This window comes from Mucilaginibacter sp., from assembly GCF_041088075.1.
Classification (GTDB): domain Bacteria; phylum Bacteroidota; class Bacteroidia; order Sphingobacteriales; family Sphingobacteriaceae; genus Mucilaginibacter_A.
Window position 1 is genome coordinate 1 of sequence record NZ_JBGCVY010000004.1, and the last position, 18,333, is coordinate 18,333.

The following is an 18,333-nucleotide window of genomic DNA, read 5'->3' on the forward strand; positions in this document are numbered from 1 at the left end:
TTTAAATGATCTGAGCGTATATTGTTAAAAATTTATTATTATTACACAGGATTATACTAAAAATGGATCGAAAAAAAGCAATTAAAAGTTTAGCTGCGCTTGGTTTTTTGGGATTGACCTCTGCTTCTGTTTTTGAATGGACCAAAGTCAAAATTATCATAAGTACAGACAATCTTAATCAAAAAAAGTACATTATTGCAGAACTTGCCGAAATGATTATACCGCGTACCAACACACCCGGTGCAAAAGATGCAGAAGTAGAAACCTATATTATTAACAATATCAAATTTTGTACAGATCAAAAATCACAGCAAAATTTTTTGCATGGTTTGCTTGATTTAGAAAATTACGCTTTTGAAAAATATAATGCTTCATTTATAAACTGCAGCAGTGACAGAAAAGCAAAAATTTTAACATTTTTTGAGCAAAATGCTTTTTACAAATATCAAATTTTAAATAAAATCCAAAATAAGGTTTTTGGAAAACCCTTTTTCTCTTTATTAAAAGAGTTAACGATAGAAGGTTATTGTACATCTCAAAAAGGGGCTACGATTGGCTTAGTTTACGACTATATCCCGTCATCATACCATTCTTGTATTTTGCTTTCAAAAAATCAAAGGTCATGGGCAACAAAATAAAACCATGAATATCTTAAACAGGCAAAAATCAAAAAGCATTTTTGATGCAATCGTGATAGGTTCTGGTATTAGTGGAGGTTGGGCTGCCATGGAATTGTGTAAAAAAGGTTTAAAAACATTATTGTTAGAAAGAGGAAGGGATGTACGGCATGTAAAAGATTATCCTACCGCAAACCTTAACCCCTGGGATTTTAAATTTGGCACCAACTTAACCAATGAAGAGAAAAGGTTAAGCCCAATTCAATCACAAGCAAGCGATGCAACCAACAAGCATTTTTTTGTTAACGATACAGAAAACCCTTACTTGCAGGAAAAACCTTTTAACTGGTTTAGGGGATATCAGGTAGGTGGAAAATCTTTAACTTGGGGAAGGCAATGTTACCGTTTGAGCGATTTGGATTTTGAAGCAAATTTAAAAGATGGCATTGCTGTTGACTGGCCAATACGTTATAAAGATATTTCTCCATGGTATGATTATGTAGAAAAGTTTATAGGTGTCAGCGGAAGAAAAGAAAACCTGGCGCAACTGCCCGATGGGCAATTTTTGCCTGCGATGGAATTAAATTGCATTGAAAACCATTTAGCCGATTCTATTAAAAAAAACGACAAAAACCGGTTGTTGACTATTGCCAGGATAGCAAATTTAACAAAAGGCTGGGAAGGCCGTGGCTCTTGTCAAAACCGTAATCTTTGTTCAAGAGGCTGCCCGTTTGGCGGCTATTTCAGCAGCAACAGTGCTACAATACCTGCCGCTTTTCAAACCGGCAACCTTACGTTACGGCCCTATTCTGTCGTTTACGAAATTTTATACGATGGGCAAAAAAACCGGGCCAAAGGTGTACGTGTAATAGATACATTATCAAAAGATGTTTTTGAATATGAAGCTAAAATAATTTTTGTAAATGCTTCAACTATTGCCACTACGGGATTACTTTTAAACTCAAAATCGCCCCGCTTCCCTACCGGCCTTGGAAACGACAGTGGCGAATTAGGCCACAATTTAATGGATCATCATTCATCTGCCGGTGCTTCCGGAATGCACGAGGGCTTTCAGCAATATTACTATAAAGGCAGACGACCGTGTGGCTTTTTGATTCCCCGTTTTAGGAACTTAGAACTGGAACCAAATTTGGGGTTTTTGAGGGGATATAATATACAAGGGCATGGTGAGCGTGCCGAATGGAGGGACAGAATGGGCAGCAATGGTTTTGGCGAAACTTTAAAACAACAAATTACAACGCCCGGCCCTTGGACAGTTTGGATGGCTGGCTGGGGCGAATGCCTACCTTACCATGAAAACAAAATGAATTTAGATCTTTTAAAAACAGACCAATGGGGCTTGCCAATAATCAATATTGATTTTTCTTTTAAACATAATGAAAGCAAGATGATGGAAGACATTAGGAAAACAACTTCCGAAATGCTTTACTCTGCCGGGTTTATAAATATTGAATCGTTTAATTATAACAAGCCCGGTGGTTCTACCGTACATGAAATGGGAACAGCCAGAATGGGAACAGATCCTAAAACTTCTGTTTTAAATGGCAATAACCAGATACATGCAGTAAAAAATGTATTTGTTACCGATGGAAGTTGTATGACTTCATCAGCATCGCAAAACCCATCGTTAACTTATATGGCTTTAACCGCCCGGGCTTGTGATTTTGCTGTGAAGGAATTAAAAAACGGAAGCTTGTAATACTAGCGATGCTTCTTTTATCACCTTAAAATCAGGATCGGCTATACTTGGTTTTCCCAAATACTTATTTCTTTGTAAATCTTTTCAACGGAATTTTCCCAACTGTGCGAAAATGCGAATTCTATACGTGCTTGTTGCTTTTCAACCGAGTCTTCTGCAAGTGCCAACTCTACGAGCTTTACAAATTGTTCCTTCGTTTCGGCGAGATAAGTATAATCTTTAAACATTAACATACCTTCTGTTTCAATAGCTACAACAGGTTTTCCTAAAGCTAAATATTCATCAATTTTTCTGGGATAATTTCCAATTGTTATTTCGTTAACCGCTTGTGGGTTGATACAAACATCAATATTGTTAATATAATCCGGTAAAACTGATGCTTCTTTTAGCCCTAAAAAAATAATGTTTTTAATTTGGTGAAGCCTACTTTCTAAAAAACCATTATCTTCAGGGCCGATCAAAACGATGCTCCAATCCGGGTTGGCAATTGCGATAAAAGCTAAGAGCCCGATGTCCAAACGAGTAGAAGATAAAGCGCCAACATATCCTATAATTGGCTTTGCAATGTTTGTTAATTCCGGAAGTTGCTTTAATTGCAATGAGGTAAAAGCACTTAAATCGCACCCCTGCCCAACAAAAAAAGAATTGTGATTGTACCGCGCACAATAGTTTGCAAGAAACTGCGAGTTGGCTAAACAAATATCACTTTTGGCGATTAACTTGGGTTCCAGCTTCTCGCCATGAAACTTCCAATATTTCGTTCCAATCATGTAGTCCCTGGAATAATAAATACTTGTTTTAGGCCGTAAAATATCTTTCAAATAAAAACTTTTGAAAATATCGTTATCATTAAATAATATAAAATCGTTGAACCCCAAAAGCGAAATTGTCTTTTTGATTGATTTGGCGTAACACTGATTATTGTATTTGTTGATTATATTAAATAAAAAATGTATTTTAATCCAATTAATGGATTCGAGTACACAATCCGGATACAAGTTCCATAAATTATTATTGATCTGAACCAGGTTGTTTTCCTTGCCATGGAGCATCCGTTTTCTTTTTTTAACCTTATCATCGCACCTGTTCCTTAATAATGTAATCCTGTCTAAAGGCGGGTTTACATATAAAACAAAGTTATTTTTGCTGAGTTCTAATGCAATATTTTTGCAGTTGCTTCCAATGTTTACGTCCCATGCCTGCTGCCCAACTATAACATAATTTCTTTTATAAGTTGATTGTTGCATGGTTGTTGCCGGTTTTAGGGATTTGGTCTAATTTATAAGTAACGGTAATTAACGCCGCAACTAAAACAAACAAGATATTTGTAGGAAACTGTACGATAGCTTCTTGTGGGAAGTTGCCAACATTAAGCGCAAAAACAATAACTGTTGCTGCAAGGCAATATGATTTGAGTTCCGGATCTTGTATTAAAAAATAGTTTCTAATACCTGTTCGTAATATGATAAACATGAGTGTACATATCAAAAACAATCCAATCCAGCCTAATTCCACAGCAACCCTTACATATCCGCTATCGGGAGGGAAATTTGCTAAATAAGAATTGGGGGCAAAACGTTGCCCCCATGTGCCTGTTGCGCCTAAACCTCCCCCGATTGGATGTGCAAGGATAAAAGGCTTAATCCGTTTTTGGTTGATGGCACGCACTGTATATGAAGCATCGGTTGAAGGTTTAAATGCACTTTGAAACCTGTAAATAGTCTGGTTAGAAGTAGGCATAAGAATTATGATGCCTAAAATAAAAGCAGCAAAAATGCTGATTTTCAAAACAGTTGGGCTATAGTTAAGAACAGCAAGCATAACCATGGCTGCAGGAATGAGTACATAAGCGCCGCGTGTGCCCGAATAAAGCATATTTAGCAAAAAAAACAAGGCTAAAAGAAGCAATACCGCTTTTTTCCAGGTTTTAAATGTTCCGGTTGTCAAACAAATACACAATAAACTGCTGATTACCATATTGTAGGAAAAGCAAACAGGATCAGAAAATATAGAGAATTTACGCCAAACACCATTGATAAACAACAGCGAGACCATTAAAGGATCATTTAACTGTTTCTGTTCAAAATCAAAAAACCCGAAATGCTCCTGCTTAAAAGCATAAACTGCGGCAAAAAGGCTTAATGCAACCCAAACTTTTAGAATTATTCGAACAAAACTAACGGATTTGATTTGATAGACAAATACAAAATAGAGCAGCATGACGGTAGCAACGGTACGAATAGTATATAACCAAGAAAACACAGATGCAGCAGCAGGATTTGCCACTTCCAAAATATTGTAAACTAACCAAATTAAAATTATTTTACTAATCGGAAGTTTTAAAAAGCCCCAATCCGGGTTGCTTTTTTGTTTGATAAAAAACCCCAGTAAAAGAAGTACTTCCAAACCATCCATTAATGTCCCTAACGGAAAATCAACCCCTATCCTAATCACCCACATCAACAGGTAAGCAGCAACCAGCAATACCAAAATACCGACTTGCGGATAAGCAACTACACTATAAACCAATGGTATACCAACAAGAGCCACTAAAATCAACCCGGCAGCAATCAACCCAAATTTTGCGATGAGTAGCGAAAACGACAAGCCGGCCACTACTAAGGCCGCAATCACAAAAATGTTTAAACGTAAGGTTGGGCTGCCCGAATTGCCTGTTCTGTGCAATGCGCTTTTACCGCCAAGTTTAAAGTTGAAGGATGATGGCAGCACTTTCATGTTTTCAAAAAAACAGGATCTTTACAAAAAATACAAAAACGCTGATAAAAGCCAAGATCGTGGCCAACAATTCCTGGGTGCTTTTTTGTTTAGCCTCCGGGTTTATGGGTTGTTTTTTATTGTTTTGATTTGGCCTGATCATGCTTTCTTTTGCATTACTTTTTCTATATCGGCATCGTAATAATGCGGGGTTGCCACAGAACGCTCATTGGCCTTGCCCATTTTGAACAAGGATATAATTTGGTAAAACATAAATTTGGGTATGCCCAACAATGCTTTGTAAACCCGGGTATCGGCTTTTGACTGTATCAGGGCGATAAAAAAACTGCCAATAAAAGAAGCAAAGGCAATCAGCCACAACCAGTTGTAAGCCGGGTTGACCCAAAAGTTTGCCACCATACAAAACAGGGACAGGATTAGGAAAATGAACAAGGGCGGCCGCAAAAGCACCATGCCAAACAATACCTGGTTTTTACTAAAATTGCCCAACCCCCTCAAAATCAGTTTCACACCAAAGCCGCCATATCTAAACCAAGTGTTGATCCACCGGGCGCGTTGTTTCACCAATTGTTCGGGGTGCATTGTTTTTTCATCATAAACAATTGCTTTTCTGGCAAAAGCAATCTGCAAGCGGTAATTTACAATTTCTGCCTGTAACACTTTGTCAAAACCTGCGCCATCTATATCCAAATGGTCTAAACAAAACTGGTACAATTCGGTGGTGAAAGCCATCCCGGAGCCGGATAAAGTAGCCGAAGAACCGATTTTGAACAACAACCTGCCATCGTAATAATGGTAATACATATCCCTCGCGGCATCCAGACAAGCGTAAGTTGTGTTCAGGTTTTTTGCCGCACGCAGCCCTTGTACCGCCTGGTAACCTTTTGTAAAATAGGTGTTCATTTCGGTGAGATAAGCCGGATGGACAAGGTTATCACTATCAATAATGGTTAAACGCGAATGCGGCCGTACAAAATGATTGATGGCATAAAAGTGCGAACGGATATTGCTTTGTAACGCTTGCGGCGGCCTTAAAACCACAACTTGCGGATGGTCAAAGTTTAGGTTTGAAACGTCGCACTGGTCTGCAACAATATAAATGATAAAGTTGGAGAAATCCTGTTTTAACAGAGAAGCAACAACATCGGGCAAAGATTGGGTTTGTTGATAGGCCGTAACAATAATGCCATAGTCGGCTTCGGTAACTTTGTTCCAAGTTTTGTTTACTTTGAATTTGTTTCTTGCCGTTGGATAAAGCAGGAACAACAGCATCGGAAAAACCAGGTTATATCCAATTGCCAATTGCACCACTTGCCAGATCAACTTATATAAATGGATGTGCATGTATGTTTATGGTTTCAGCTTGTTTAAATTTTACTTATCGAGGTTCCAATGCTTCTTTTATCACCTAAAAATTGGGATGTACAATATTTATGTTTTTTAACTTGGTATAAACACCAATTTTTATAGGGTAAAAGAAGCATTGACATTTTTTACTTGTATAAATTAAACAGGCCCTAAGCTTGTTTAGCTTCCAATTCATTAGTTACAATTACTTTGTTCAGGATCAAGCCGATAAACTTGTTGTTTAAAGTACGCAGGTAATTTAAGTAAAGTTGCTTTTCATGGTTGATGCTTTGGTTGGCTTCAAAAACGGCAATTACTTTATCTGCAAATTGGATCCATTCTTTGGCTTTGTTCATCAGGCTCAAGTCTTGGGTTTCGATAATGATAATGTCGAAGCTTTTTTTCAACTGCATTATTTTTTTACCGATCACCTGCCCACTGCTTTTTTCAAGCAAAGATTTATCACTGCCCAGGTTTCCCAAAACATAAACCTGGTTGTTGTCCGATGCTTGTATTTCCATATTATCATCCTTCAGAAAATCTTCAAAGTAAGCTTTTTCAAAAGCAGCTTTGGTTAAAGTTGGATGTTCAAAGTTGCCGTCAATCACCAGCACTTTTTTATTGGCGATAGCAAAAGCAGAAGCCAAACCCATAGCCACCAATGACTTTCCCTCGCCTGCTTTAAGGCTGGTAATGGCCAGCACTTTTCCTTCTGCCCCAACCTTATTTTCATGTAGTTCGTTATCAACCTCATAACGGATGGAACGCAACAGGTTGCTAAATTGCTGCATCTCTTCGGTACTTTGCGGGTTATTCCCGATTAGCTTAAAATCAATATTGGTTTTGATGACCAAATTGAGTTTGCCTAAAACAGGGATTTGGGTTGCGTTGGTCAGATCAGTTGGAACGCGGATGGTATTGTCAAAATAAAATAGGGCAAACAGTACCACCAGGCAAAATACTTCGCTTACCACACCGCTTAATAGAGTAAGCAGTAGTTTTTTTGAAGGTTGTTTTACACCCGGCATAGCTGTTTCTACCTGCTTTAAAGGCGTTTTAATGTTAGTTTCTAACGATGACTGGTTGTACCGGTTTTGCACGTCCAGGTATTCTTTTGTGGCAACTTCAATATCACGGTTGTAGGCTTGTACTACGGCATCAAAAGGGACAATGCGTTCTAACTGGTTGTTTAACTGGTTGATCTGGTTGTCCAGTTTGTTCAATCCCGAGCGCGTCATATCTCTGGTGATCTCCATTTTGACTTTTTCCTGCACTAAGTTTTCTTTGCCAGCCAAAGGGTTGGAAACATATTTATCGGATACCTGGCTTATTTGTGCATCTAAAATATTTTGTAACGAATCGCTGCTTTTTCTGTACCGCGGGTCAAAATTACTTTGGATATATTTATTGTTAACGGCTGCCAAACGGTCTCGGGTTTGTGCAATCTGTCCGTTCATTTTAACCGAACCTGCCTCCTGGTATCTTCTGTCGTTCGGGTTAAACCGGCTGTTGATGTTGGCAATAGCGCTGTTGTACGATAGAATATCTTTTTCCGCCTGTGCTTTACGGTCGCGGTAATCAGTTAATTGTGTATAAAGCGAAGTTGACTGGTCTTTCAGGTCGAGGATATGGTTTTTAATTTTGTAGTTTCTTAATCCGGCTACTTTGGCGTTCATCGTGTCCAGCTTTTCCTGCACCAGTTTCTGTAAAAACCCGTTGGAGTTTCCCTTGTTTTTTTGTTCATCGGCAATGGTATAGGCAATAAATTCTTTACAAAGTGTGTTTAAAACAAAGGCCGAAAGCTGGGGCTGGTCTGATGAAAATTCGAGGTGCACAAAATCACTGTTATCGGTACGATAAATCATTAATTCTTTTTTAAGGCTTTCTGCATCATACTTTTGTGCAGCTAATACCCTTTCCAAACCGGCTTCGTCCGGGTCGGTCAAATCCAATGGTGCGCGGTGCTTGTATTTATAATTAAAAACAGTTAAAGCATGTGCAAGGGCATCAGCATTTAGTTCTTTTAGCAGTTTACTTTTAGGCCGAAAGGCTTGCTTGTTGGTAAGGTCATGTATGATCAGTTGATAAGAAACCTGGTCTATTACTTTTCCTAAACGAATGGTCCCTAATAAGTTGGAAAATTGTTGGTTGACTTTTGATTCCTGTATGCCGCCATCTGTATTGCTTAATATCTGCTGGTTCGGGTCAATAATACCGGTTGCCAAATCGGTTTTTGAAACGTAATTATCCGACAGGTTATGGGTTAAAAAATAAGTAAAAACAAGCGCGATGACCGGGACGGCTATCAAAACAAACCGGTGCCTGTACAATAATTTAAAAAAATTGGCTAATTCCATTATTCAATATCTTCTAATTTAAGCCCCACCAATGCTTCCAGTTCGCTTTTAGCTATTAAAAAATTGGTTTCTGCCTGCAATTTTTGTTCTGCACGTGCGGATGCCGTAATCAAAGCCGCATTATATACATCAAAAGTCGCCTCTCCTTTTTGAAACTTATACTTTGTTTGTTTCAGTAAAGTTTGCATATCCTGGTAAGATTGTGTTTGCAGTTTTACCAGGTTTTTTTGCAATAAATAGGTAAAGTAGCGGCGTTTTACATCGGCAGTCAGGGTAACCAAAAATTCGTTTTGTTCGTCGCGCACAATATTCAAATCTTCCTGTGCTGCTTTTATCGTATAAGGTTTTGTAAGGATAGAACCAAGGTTTAACGAAACGCCCAATTGTAAGCCATTGAACAAAAACCTATTGACCGTTGTGCCGGTATTGGTTGTCGGGATGGCATAATTTAAAGTATTGTTGGGTTGGTAGATGTAAGAAAAAGTTAAAATATCAAACCAGGAAATCCCGGCTCTTTTAACATTGATCCTGGCCAAATTAATCTTGTCGTTATAGCCCGTCAGCTTTGGGTAATGGATTTTGGCCGAGGTAATCAATTTATCAAGATAAGGATAAGAAATTTCGGGGATAACAGAATCCTGGGCTTTAACCGTTACGGACACAAAAAAAAGCAGGGTAAAAAGAGTATAGGCTTTAAACATAATTTTGTTTATACGTTTTCCTTTTGAAATAAGGCCGGAAAAGTTCCTAAAATAATTTTCAGGTCAAACCAAAACGAATAGTTCAATGCGTAATAATTGTCGAGTTTCTTCCTTTCCAGTTCAGACATTTCGCTGCGTCCCCTTTTGCTGATTTGCCACAAACCGGTTAAACCCGCCGGGCCCAAAAAGCGTGTGGACCATTCATTGGAAGTGAGCTTTTCTGCCTCATACAAAGGCAAAGGGCGGTTTCCAACTAAAGACATATCCCCTTTTACAATATTAAAAAGCTGGGGAAGTTCGTCCATGCTTGTCTTCCTTAAAAATGAACCCAAGCGGGTTACCCTTGGATCATTTTTTAACTTGACAAATGTTGGCGAAGCAGTAGTTGCGGTTGCTTCTGCATATTGGTTAAGGTTAGATAAATCAATCAAATATTCATCAGCGTTACTGCGCATAGACCTAAACTTGTAAAAATCAAACACATTATAGCCTGTGCCAACACGTTTACTTTTGTAAATAATTTTGCCGTCGGATTCTAAATAAATAAGCCCTGCGATGATGACAAACAAAGGTGAAAGCAGTAAAATACAAGTTGCAGAAAGTGCCAGGTCAAAAGCACGTTTGCCGGCCGGGATATTATAAGTGGCCGTTGCTTTTTCTGATAAGTTTACGATACTTGGTTTGATCAGCTTAAACCTGACCAGAAAATCCAAACGTTCTGCAAGTTCATCGTAAGAAAAAGGATGGATATAAAAATCATGGATTTTGAGCTGCCTTGCTTTTTGCAGGCAATTGTTTGTTGGTTGCGATGCCAGCAAAACGATAATCAAGCCCCGAAGCAAAACGTTCTTTTTTACATTCTCAATCAGTGCAAAACAATTTTCCTGTTCATCGGCCTCTATCAAAATTATTTCGGGCAAAGAACTTAAAGACAACTGCGTTAAATAAGCATTGAACTGTTCCGGGGTTGTACTGGAAAAAATTTGAAACCTATTGCTCAGGTTGTCTTGAATATCAGTTACGAAATCAATACCGGAATAAGCAATACGTATTTTGTTGGTGCTAAACACGGTTTTGTTAGTAAATGTCATTCACTTTGACGCTTTTAAAAACCTGGTTGATTACCGCTTTTAAATTATCCGGGTTAAAAGGTTTGTTCAAATACCCTTCTACACCAAACGGCATTTTTTCTACCTGCTCTTTTACATTTTCGGCACCGGAAAGTACAATAACAGGTGTATCGCGGTAAAAACCACTGATCTTTAAATTGCGGATAAAAGAAGTGCCGTCAAAATAAGGCATCTCCAGGTCAGAGATAATCAAATCAGGGTAATTGCCTTCTTCCAGCCAACTAAAAGCTTCCATCCCGCTCGGCTTTATCACAACTGCATGATCTTTGGACAGGATAAAATTGAGCAATTTCAAAATGCTTATGTCATCATCAACAACAAGTATTTGTTTTTTCATAGGTATAAAAAAATTTAGTTGCAAACGGCTAAATATAGATTAAATAACTAATATTATTGTCAGCTATATTGTTGAATTTTAAATTTACCGTCTATTATACTTATTAACAATATGTGTTTTCATACGTATAAAGCTATAAAAAATAATAGATTTAAATTATTATCTATTACTATAATTATTTAAGCAATTACGAATTTTAATAACATGATGGTTTTCAATCTGCATGCTTCTACGCAAAAAGACAAAAAAGAGTTATTATAAATACATGAGCTACTAATTAAACAATCCTGGCGATGCCGATCAAAGAAGTTGTAAAAACAAACCCTGCTTTAAAAAAATTTATTCATTGGACACTTGTGCCAACCAAACAAGCAAGGCCCCGCACTTGGGTTAAATTTTTTGTGAACCCTTTTTTTCATCAAAAAAAACCGGGAAGCATCATCAGGCACCGCACGCGCATGGATGTTTTTCCTTTCAACCGGTTTGTATTGGGTAAAAATGCGGTGGTTGAGGATTTTTGTACCATTAACAATGGCGTGGGCGATGTTTTGATTGGCGATGAAACCACATTGGGGATGGGCAATGTTTTGATCGGGCCGGTTGCAATTGGCAAACAAGTGATCGTTGCACAAAACGTGGTGATGAGCGGCCTCAACCACAATTATGAAGATGTAACCCGGGCCATACAATTACAAGGGGTAAAAACAGCACCAATCATCATTGAAGATGATTGTTGGATTGGCGCCAACGTGGTGATCACGGCCGGCACAACCATTGGCAAACATTGTGTTGTTGCGGCCGGTGCCGTAGTTACCAAAGATGTACCCGCTTTTAGTATTGCCGCCGGAAATCCCGCGCGCATTATCAAAAAGTATGATCAAGAACTTCAAACTTGGGTCAAAGTAAAAGATGCTTCTTTTACCCTATAAAAATAAGCCTGTTAATTTTAAACAGAATGATAGCTTTGCCGTTAATAAATTTTACCCGATAAAAGAAGCATACAAAATATGGAAGTTTTTGAAACCTATTTAACCGGCACCGACGGATCAATTGAAGGCTTGGTTAATACCATAAACACAGCAGATGAAGGCCGGCAATACCAATTTTCTTCTTTTGATGATTCTTTAACCATCACCATCGCCAAAGACGAACATGGCCATTGGAAAAGGATCAGCAGCACCGAACCTTATTTATCGGGCTGGGTGGACGAACTGGGCGAACAAATTGACCAGCGGAACACGCCAACTTATTAAGCAATCACTTTAACGGTTCCAGCAGATATTGCAAACCGTTAATCCTGATCTCCAGCATGGTTTCCAACAGAACGCCCAACGTTCCTTTCGGGAAACCCTGCTGCTTAAACCACAACAGATAATTTTCGGGCAAATTGCAAATTTTGGTGCCTTTGTATTTGCCAAAAGGCATTTCCATCGTAACCAATTGCGTCAAAATTTTCGGGTCCATGCTGCCACAAACCTAAAAACTATGTTTGATATTGTTGGATAAAGTATGCGCCGACCAGTAACCGCTTGCCAATAACCTTCTGATCGTATACAAAGGTTCAATCGTGTCGCGTTTTTCCGATAGTTGAAATGCTGCCACAAAACCGCGTTTCTTCAACTCTGGGATGGCCTGCTGGTTCCACAAACCAAAAGGATAAGCAAAGTATTTAATTGGTTTGCCCGTAATTTCTTCCAGCTTTTTGGTTGGCTTGTCAATTTGTGTAACCCAATCCTCGCCCTGGTATTTCTTCACGTTATGGTGGTCCCAAGTGTGGCTGGCAATTACGTTCCCTTCGTCTGACAGGGTTTTTACCTGTTCTTTGTTCATATAATGCGGTCTTCCCAAAGAAACCGTCATGATAAAAAACACGCCTTTAAAACCGTACTTTTTCATCTGCGGTTCGGCCAAAGTAAACTGGTCTAAATCTGTATCATCAAAAGTAAGCATGATGGGTTTTGCAGGAAGTGCTGTCCCTTCGTTCAAATATTGGTACAACTGATCCGGCAAAATGGTATGGTAACCGCTGTCGGCCAGCATTTTCATTTGCTCGCGGAAATCGTTTTCCTGCACAATATAATCCTTTGCCGTTTTAGAATCGGTCGGTTTCCAATTGCGGATTTGGTGATAGCACAAAACCGGAATTTGTTTTCGGCCTAAAACCGTTGCTGCCGAAGCTGCTTTTACCGTTTTTATGTTGATGACAGGATCGGAAGCTTTTTTTACAGGATAAATTTCGGCCTTCGTTGTCATGGCCGAAGTTTGGGGTTGAAACTGGCAATTGCTTAGCATCAACATCAAAAAAATTCCCGGCAGGGCTAATAGTGCGCTTTTTTTAAGGCGCAAAAAAATAAATTGCTTATTCATAAATGTTTTTACGCTAAATCCCGGAAAAAGGATTAGCAGATCGGCTTTAAATCAGCAAAAAAAATGGATGCTTCTTTTACTGTGCTAAATGTTCTACATAAGAAATTTTACCATTATCATCAAAATCATAAACACGTGGTACGCCGGTCAGCAATTCTATATGTACAATGGCAGCCGGACTGATATTTTCCAAATGCATCATCAAAGCCCGCAAACTATTGCCATGCGCCACAATCAAAACGTTTTTCCCCTGTTGCAGCAAAGGCTCGATGTGTGCATAATAATAAGGCAAAACACGCTCCTGTGTCTGCTTCAAACTTTCGCCGCCCGGAGGCGCAACATCAAAACTTCTTCTCCACAATGCAACCTTGTCTGCACCATATTTTTCGGCGGTTTCGGCTTTGTTTAAACCTTGCAGATCGCCGTAGTTGCGTTCGTTCAAAGCGGCATCTTTAAAAACAGGAATATTTTTTTGCCCGATGGTATCCAAAATAATATCCAGCGTTTCGATGGCGCGTTTTAAAACCGAAGTAAAAGCATCGTCAAAGTGCATTTTTTGCAGTTTGCGGCCGCACATTAAGGCTTCTTCCCTGCCCTGCGCCGTTAAATCCACATCGGCAAAACCTGTAAATTTATTTTCGAGGTTATATTCGGATTGCCCGTGACGAACAATGGCTAATTGACTTTTCATGGTAAGGTTTCAAATTGAAATTTTTGCAAGTTTAAGGGATAAAATTGATTGCGGAACAGGTTTTTACGAATCACACCAAAAAAACACCGATAAAAGAAGCATCCCCGCTCCCATACTTCTTTTATCCACTTAAATTCAAAACTTTGCCGCCATAAACAGTTTCCGCATTCATATGTTAAGCCAACAAAACATACATGATGAAAAAGAACAGTTTAGGTTCCTCCGGAATCGAAGTTCCGCCTTTTGCTTTTGGCGGAAATGTTTTCGGCTGGACGATTGACGAAAATACATCCTTTCAAATTTTAGATGCACTAATGGATGCCGGTTTAAATTTTATTGATACGGCCGATGTTTACTCGAAATGGGTTCCCGGAAACAAAGGCGGCGAATCCGAAACAATTATTGGCAACTGGATCAAAAAATCGGGAAACCGGGATAAAGTGATCATCGCCACCAAAGTGGGCATGGAAATGGCGCACGACAAAAAAGGCTTATCGAAAACCTGGATCAAACAAGCAGTTGAAGATTCGTTAAAACGTTTGCAGACCGATTATATTGATTTGTACCAATCGCATAAAGACGACGCCGACACACCAATGGAAGAAACCCTTGCTGCTTTTAACGACTTGGTGAAGGAAGGAAAAGTACGCGCCATTGGTACTTCCAACATGAGCGCGCAGCGGCTTTTGGTGGCCTTGAAAACGAGTAAAGAGCATGGTTTTCCATCGTACCAAACCTTGCAGCCGCTGTACAATTTGTACGACCGCGAAAGTTTTGAGCAAGAACTGGAGCCGCTTTGCCAAGAACACAACATCGGCGTGATCAGTTATTCTTCTTTGGCCAGTGGGTTTTTAACCGGAAAATATCGTTCGGAAGCTGATTTTAACAAGAGCAAACGCGGACAAGGGATCAGCAAATACTTAAACGACCGTGGGTTTAAAATTTTAAAAGCTTTGGACGAAGTTTCGGCAGAATCAAACGCCTCGCCTGCCGCTGTTTCTTTGGCCTGGCTGATGCACCGGCCAGGTATTACCGCGCCCATTGCAAGTGCAACCAGCGTAAACCAATTGCAGGATATTATCAAAGCAACCGAATTGAATTTAGATACCGAAGCGATCCATAAGCTAAACACGGCCAGTGCCTGGGAATAGCGAAAAAAGAATTGCATAAAAAAAGCTGCCCGAACAAGGCAGCTTTTTTTATGCAGTAAAATTTCGGGTTCTTAATGCCTGTACCAGCCGTTGTGGTACCCATTGTCATGATGGCCATCCCAGCCGCCTCGGTAATTACCGCGGTCAAAATGTTGATCGCGGTTATCAAAACGCCCACCGTCATAATTGCGGTATTCCGGCCGGCCGTAGCCTTCATTTCGGTAACCCCGATCGTAACCTTGTGCAAATTGCGGGTTGCTGTAACGGGCGCGGTAAAAATCGTTGCGTAAATACGGCCTTGCTTCGTTTACTTGATAGTGGCGCAAAGCGTTGTAATCGTAATCGTGGTAACGGCCAACCAATCGCGGGCCAGAAACCCAGCGGCCTCCGTATTGGTAGTAATAAACGTGTTCGGGCACAGAATAATAAGCTTCGGCATCGGGCAAATAGTAGTAATCATCCACAACCGGCGCAGGTGTAACATAAACCGGACGAGGTCCAAAGTTTAAATTAAAATGAATACCAACTTGGGCTTTGGCCGTGTTAAAACTTAAACTTGCAATTATTAAAGCGGATAAAAAAAGTAACTTTTTCATGGTAGTAATTTGGTTTTTGGTTTTGATAAAATGATAAGCATTATTTAAACTTTCATTTTTAAAATTGTGCTTTTCTTTTTGTTGTTTGGTTGATAGATACAGTTCAGACTACAACAATTTAAAGAAGTTTAAACCACATTTAGACATTAAATTTATACCGGTAAAAACAGTATCGGCATACTTCTTTTACCACCTAAAAATTGGTGCTCTTTTGATAAACTTTGGAAGTAATAAAACCCTGGTAAAAAGTTTTTTCTTTAACTAAAACGTAATTTTTTTGTTGAAAGTAAACATCCATTTTCACCAAGGTTTTTGTTTCGACGTTACAAAGCCAGCCAAAAAATAAATACATGGTTTGCAATAAAACCTTTTGCCATAGTTGGTGTCGGTTTTCCTGGACTTGGAAATCGCAAAGCAGCCACCAGCCATCTAATTTTAAACATTGGTGCAATTGGTCAAACACAGATTGTATTCGTTTTTCTGAAAAATTATCGAACAAAAAAGGCGTTAATATAACATCGTATTTTTGCGAAAGCTGGTATTCTTCAATCGCTTTGTGCACAAACGCAACTTCATTTTGCCCGCAGTTTCTTTTTCGCGATAAGGCAAGCATTTTTGCAGAAATCTCTACATAAGTAATTTTCAAATTGCAAGGTTGGATGCGTGCCAGTTCTTCTAAAATCCAGCCGGTGCCGCCGCCAACAATTAAAATATGTGTTTTAGGTTGAATATCCTTAATCAAAAATTGCTGCGCTTTTACCAAAGCTTTGCCGAAAACTAATTGTGCAAGTGCGTCATAAAACCAGGCAGAGGCATCGTAATTATTTGGCATATTTGCGGTTGCTGATGGTCGATGGTTAATAGTTAATGGCTGATTGCTAATAGCTGACGGCTGACGGTTGATAGCTAATAACAACCGGAAGCGGAAATGCTTCTTTTATCGGCCTAAAATTACGGAGCTTAGCGCGATATGCCTGTACAATTGAATAAAAATTTGCCGTGGCTGCTGGTTTTGCTGCTGGCCGTGTCCGTAAATTTTTCGGGCATCAACGTTGCTTTTTTTACCGATGACCCCGGCTTGTATGCGGCTTTGGCCAAAAACATGGTGCTGCGCGGCAATTATTGGGAACTGTTTTCGTATGGAAAAGACTGGCTGGACAAACCTCATTTTCCGTTTTGGATGGCCGCACTCAGCTTCAAAATTTTTGGTTTTTCTACCTGGAGCTACAAGTTGCCGGCCTTGCTTTTTTTCCTGTTGTCGGGTTTATACACCTATCTTTTTGCCAAAAAAAACTACGATCGCAGAACTGGTTTAATGGCAGTTTTAATCCTTTTTTCGGCACAACATATTCTAATGTCGAACACCGATGTCCGCGCCGAACCTTATTTAATGGCTTTGATCATCGGCAGCGTTTATCATTTCTCCAAAATTGAAAAAAAGTTTACTTGGCATGATTTGGTTTTGGGAAGTTTGCTGGCCGGGTGCGCCGTGATGACGAAAGGAGTTTTTGCGCTGATCCCAATTGGCGCAAGCGTAGTCGGAGAATTGATTTTCAAAAAACGTTTCGGCGAATTATTTAAAGTGAAATGGCTACTGGCAATCCTGCTGACCGCAATTTTTATCCTGCCCGAAATTTACAGTTTGTATGTGCAGTTTGATAGCCAGCCGGGAAAATATACGTTCCAACAAACGCATATTTCCGGCATCCAATGGTTTTTGTGGGACAGCCAGTTTGGGCGTTTTATCAACAATGGCCCGATTACCCGAAAAAGTGGTAGCATGTTTTTCTACGTCCACACTTTGATTTGGGCTTTTGCGCCCTGGTTTTTTATGTTGGCTTATGCTGTTTTTAGCTCGATAAAAAAAGTACTGACCGGAAGAAAATTGCCCGAATATTACACCCTTTGCGGTGGTTTTGCCATGTGGCTGATCTTTTCGCTTTCCAGTTTCCAGTTGCCGTTTTACACCAATATTATTTTTCCGTTTTTCGCGATCATCACGGCGGCAGCTTTTAGAAAAGTTTTTTCAGGCAAAAGACTTGCATTTTTTAAAACCATACAAGTGTTACAAGTTTGCATTTTATTTTTGGCTGTATTGGTTTTCAACTACTTTTTACAATCCAAAATTACCATATTATTTTGGGTAGAAGTTTTTTGTTTTGGAATCTTGGTTTTCTACTTAAACAAAAAAACTTCCGGTTTTACTTTTTACTTTTTGCTTTCCTGTTGTGCCACGTTTTTTATAAACTTTTACCTCAATACTGTTTTTTATCCTTTGCTAACTTCTTACAAAGCAGATTGTGAGGCACCGGTTTATGTTAATCAAAAACTTCCGGGAAAACCAATTTTTGTAATGGATAGTTTGAACAATGCTTTCCAATTTTATTGCAAACAACCAGTACAACTTTTACCTAAAAAAGATTCGGCCCAAACTTCAACTTTAAAAATAATTTATGTTGATGAAGCAACACTTAAAAATTTGCAAAAAAAACATCCAATTGAAATTTTAAAAGTGGTTAAAAATTATCCAAACGAAATTATTTACAAGCAATTTATTTGGTACAAAACCCGCAAACAAGCTTT

At 39.1% G+C, this 18,333-nt stretch carries 18 protein-coding genes; 6 read left to right on the plus strand and 12 right to left on the minus strand.

Going from position 1 to position 18,333, the window contains the following annotated elements:
• Window positions 1–62: 62 nt before the first annotated feature.
• Window positions 63–638 carry a gluconate 2-dehydrogenase subunit 3 family protein gene (locus V5804_RS00255; RefSeq protein ID WP_369589365.1) on the plus strand — a complete coding sequence of 192 codons (576 nt, stop codon included), beginning with the start codon at window positions 63–65 and terminating at the stop codon, window positions 636–638.
• Between the two features lie 4 nt (window positions 639–642).
• On the plus strand, window positions 643–2,337 hold the full coding sequence (locus V5804_RS00260; RefSeq protein ID WP_369589366.1) for a GMC oxidoreductase: 1,695 nt from the start codon (window positions 643–645) through the stop codon (window positions 2,335–2,337).
• 41 nt (window positions 2,338–2,378) lie between these two features.
• Here the strand turns inward: V5804_RS00260 and V5804_RS00265 are convergent, their stop codons facing one another.
• From V5804_RS00265 to V5804_RS00295, 7 genes are all read right to left on the minus strand, one after another.
• Window positions 2,379–2,936, minus strand: a complete 558-nt coding sequence (locus V5804_RS00265) for a glycosyltransferase (RefSeq protein WP_369589367.1) — start codon at window positions 2,934–2,936, stop codon at window positions 2,379–2,381.
• Window positions 2,937–3,564: 628 nt separating this feature from the next.
• The gene (locus tag V5804_RS00270) at window positions 3,565–4,752 is read right to left on the minus strand and encodes an O-antigen ligase family protein (protein ID WP_369589368.1); all 1,188 of its coding nucleotides are present in this window, start codon (window positions 4,750–4,752) and stop codon (window positions 3,565–3,567) included.
• A 459-nt stretch (window positions 4,753–5,211) separates the two neighbouring features.
• Window positions 5,212–6,417 carry a glycosyltransferase gene (locus tag V5804_RS00275; RefSeq protein ID WP_369589369.1) on the minus strand — a complete coding sequence of 402 codons (1,206 nt, stop codon included), beginning with the start codon at window positions 6,415–6,417 and terminating at the stop codon, window positions 5,212–5,214.
• A gap of 173 nt (window positions 6,418–6,590) precedes the next feature.
• Window positions 6,591–8,777 carry an exopolysaccharide transport family protein gene (locus tag V5804_RS00280; protein WP_369589370.1) on the minus strand — a complete coding sequence of 729 codons (2,187 nt, stop codon included), beginning with the start codon at window positions 8,775–8,777 and terminating at the stop codon, window positions 6,591–6,593.
• On the minus strand, window positions 8,777–9,478 hold the full coding sequence (locus V5804_RS00285; protein ID WP_369589371.1) for a TolC family protein: 702 nt from the start codon (window positions 9,476–9,478) through the stop codon (window positions 8,777–8,779). Before V5804_RS00285 ends, V5804_RS00280 begins: the two co-directional genes overlap by 1 nt.
• A gap of 8 nt (window positions 9,479–9,486) precedes the next feature.
• The gene (locus tag V5804_RS00290) at window positions 9,487–10,569 is read right to left on the minus strand and encodes a sugar transferase (protein ID WP_369589372.1); all 1,083 of its coding nucleotides are present in this window, start codon (window positions 10,567–10,569) and stop codon (window positions 9,487–9,489) included.
• Window positions 10,556–10,945 (minus strand): response regulator, encoded by a 390-nt coding sequence (locus V5804_RS00295; RefSeq protein ID WP_369589373.1) that lies wholly within the window; start codon window positions 10,943–10,945, stop codon window positions 10,556–10,558. Before V5804_RS00295 ends, V5804_RS00290 begins: the two co-directional genes overlap by 14 nt.
• A gap of 293 nt (window positions 10,946–11,238) precedes the next feature.
• Here V5804_RS00295 and V5804_RS00300 point away from each other — a divergent pair, with 293 nt between their 5' ends.
• Together V5804_RS00300 and V5804_RS00305 are read left to right on the plus strand one after the other, a co-directional pair.
• Window positions 11,239–11,874 carry a DapH/DapD/GlmU-related protein gene (locus V5804_RS00300; protein ID WP_369589374.1) on the plus strand — a complete coding sequence of 212 codons (636 nt, stop codon included), beginning with the start codon at window positions 11,239–11,241 and terminating at the stop codon, window positions 11,872–11,874.
• A gap of 78 nt (window positions 11,875–11,952) precedes the next feature.
• On the plus strand, window positions 11,953–12,198 hold the full coding sequence (locus V5804_RS00305) for a hypothetical protein (protein WP_369589375.1): 246 nt from the start codon (window positions 11,953–11,955) through the stop codon (window positions 12,196–12,198).
• Window positions 12,199–12,202: 4 nt separating this feature from the next.
• Here V5804_RS00305 and V5804_RS00310 read toward each other — a convergent pair whose 3' ends face one another.
• The 3 genes from V5804_RS00310 to V5804_RS00320 all read right to left on the minus strand — a co-directional run bounded on the left by V5804_RS00310 (window position 12,203) and on the right by V5804_RS00320 (window position 14,003).
• Window positions 12,203–12,409: a DUF3820 family protein gene (locus tag V5804_RS00310; protein ID WP_369589376.1), complete on the minus strand. Its 207-nt coding sequence runs from the start codon at window positions 12,407–12,409 to the stop codon at window positions 12,203–12,205.
• A gap of 12 nt (window positions 12,410–12,421) precedes the next feature.
• Window positions 12,422–13,312, minus strand: a complete 891-nt coding sequence (locus tag V5804_RS00315) for a polysaccharide deacetylase family protein (RefSeq protein ID WP_369589377.1) — start codon at window positions 13,310–13,312, stop codon at window positions 12,422–12,424.
• A 76-nt stretch (window positions 13,313–13,388) separates the two neighbouring features.
• On the minus strand, window positions 13,389–14,003 hold the full coding sequence (locus V5804_RS00320) for a 2,3-diphosphoglycerate-dependent phosphoglycerate mutase (RefSeq protein WP_369589378.1): 615 nt from the start codon (window positions 14,001–14,003) through the stop codon (window positions 13,389–13,391).
• Window positions 14,004–14,200: 197 nt separating this feature from the next.
• Between V5804_RS00320 and V5804_RS00325 the strand changes: the two genes are divergently transcribed.
• Window positions 14,201–15,154, plus strand: a complete 954-nt coding sequence (locus V5804_RS00325) for an aldo/keto reductase (RefSeq protein ID WP_369589382.1) — start codon at window positions 14,201–14,203, stop codon at window positions 15,152–15,154.
• Window positions 15,155–15,225: 71 nt separating this feature from the next.
• Here V5804_RS00325 and V5804_RS00330 read toward each other — a convergent pair whose 3' ends face one another.
• Window positions 15,226–15,750 (minus strand): hypothetical protein, encoded by a 525-nt coding sequence (locus V5804_RS00330; protein WP_369589379.1) that lies wholly within the window; start codon window positions 15,748–15,750, stop codon window positions 15,226–15,228.
• Between the two features lie 193 nt (window positions 15,751–15,943).
• Window positions 15,944–16,582: a class I SAM-dependent methyltransferase gene (locus V5804_RS00335; protein WP_369589380.1), complete on the minus strand. Its 639-nt coding sequence runs from the start codon at window positions 16,580–16,582 to the stop codon at window positions 15,944–15,946.
• Between the two features lie 138 nt (window positions 16,583–16,720).
• Between V5804_RS00335 and V5804_RS00340 the strand changes: the two genes are divergently transcribed.
• On the plus strand, window positions 16,721–18,333 hold a 1,613-nt coding region (locus V5804_RS00340; RefSeq protein ID WP_369589381.1), incomplete at its 3' end, for an ArnT family glycosyltransferase.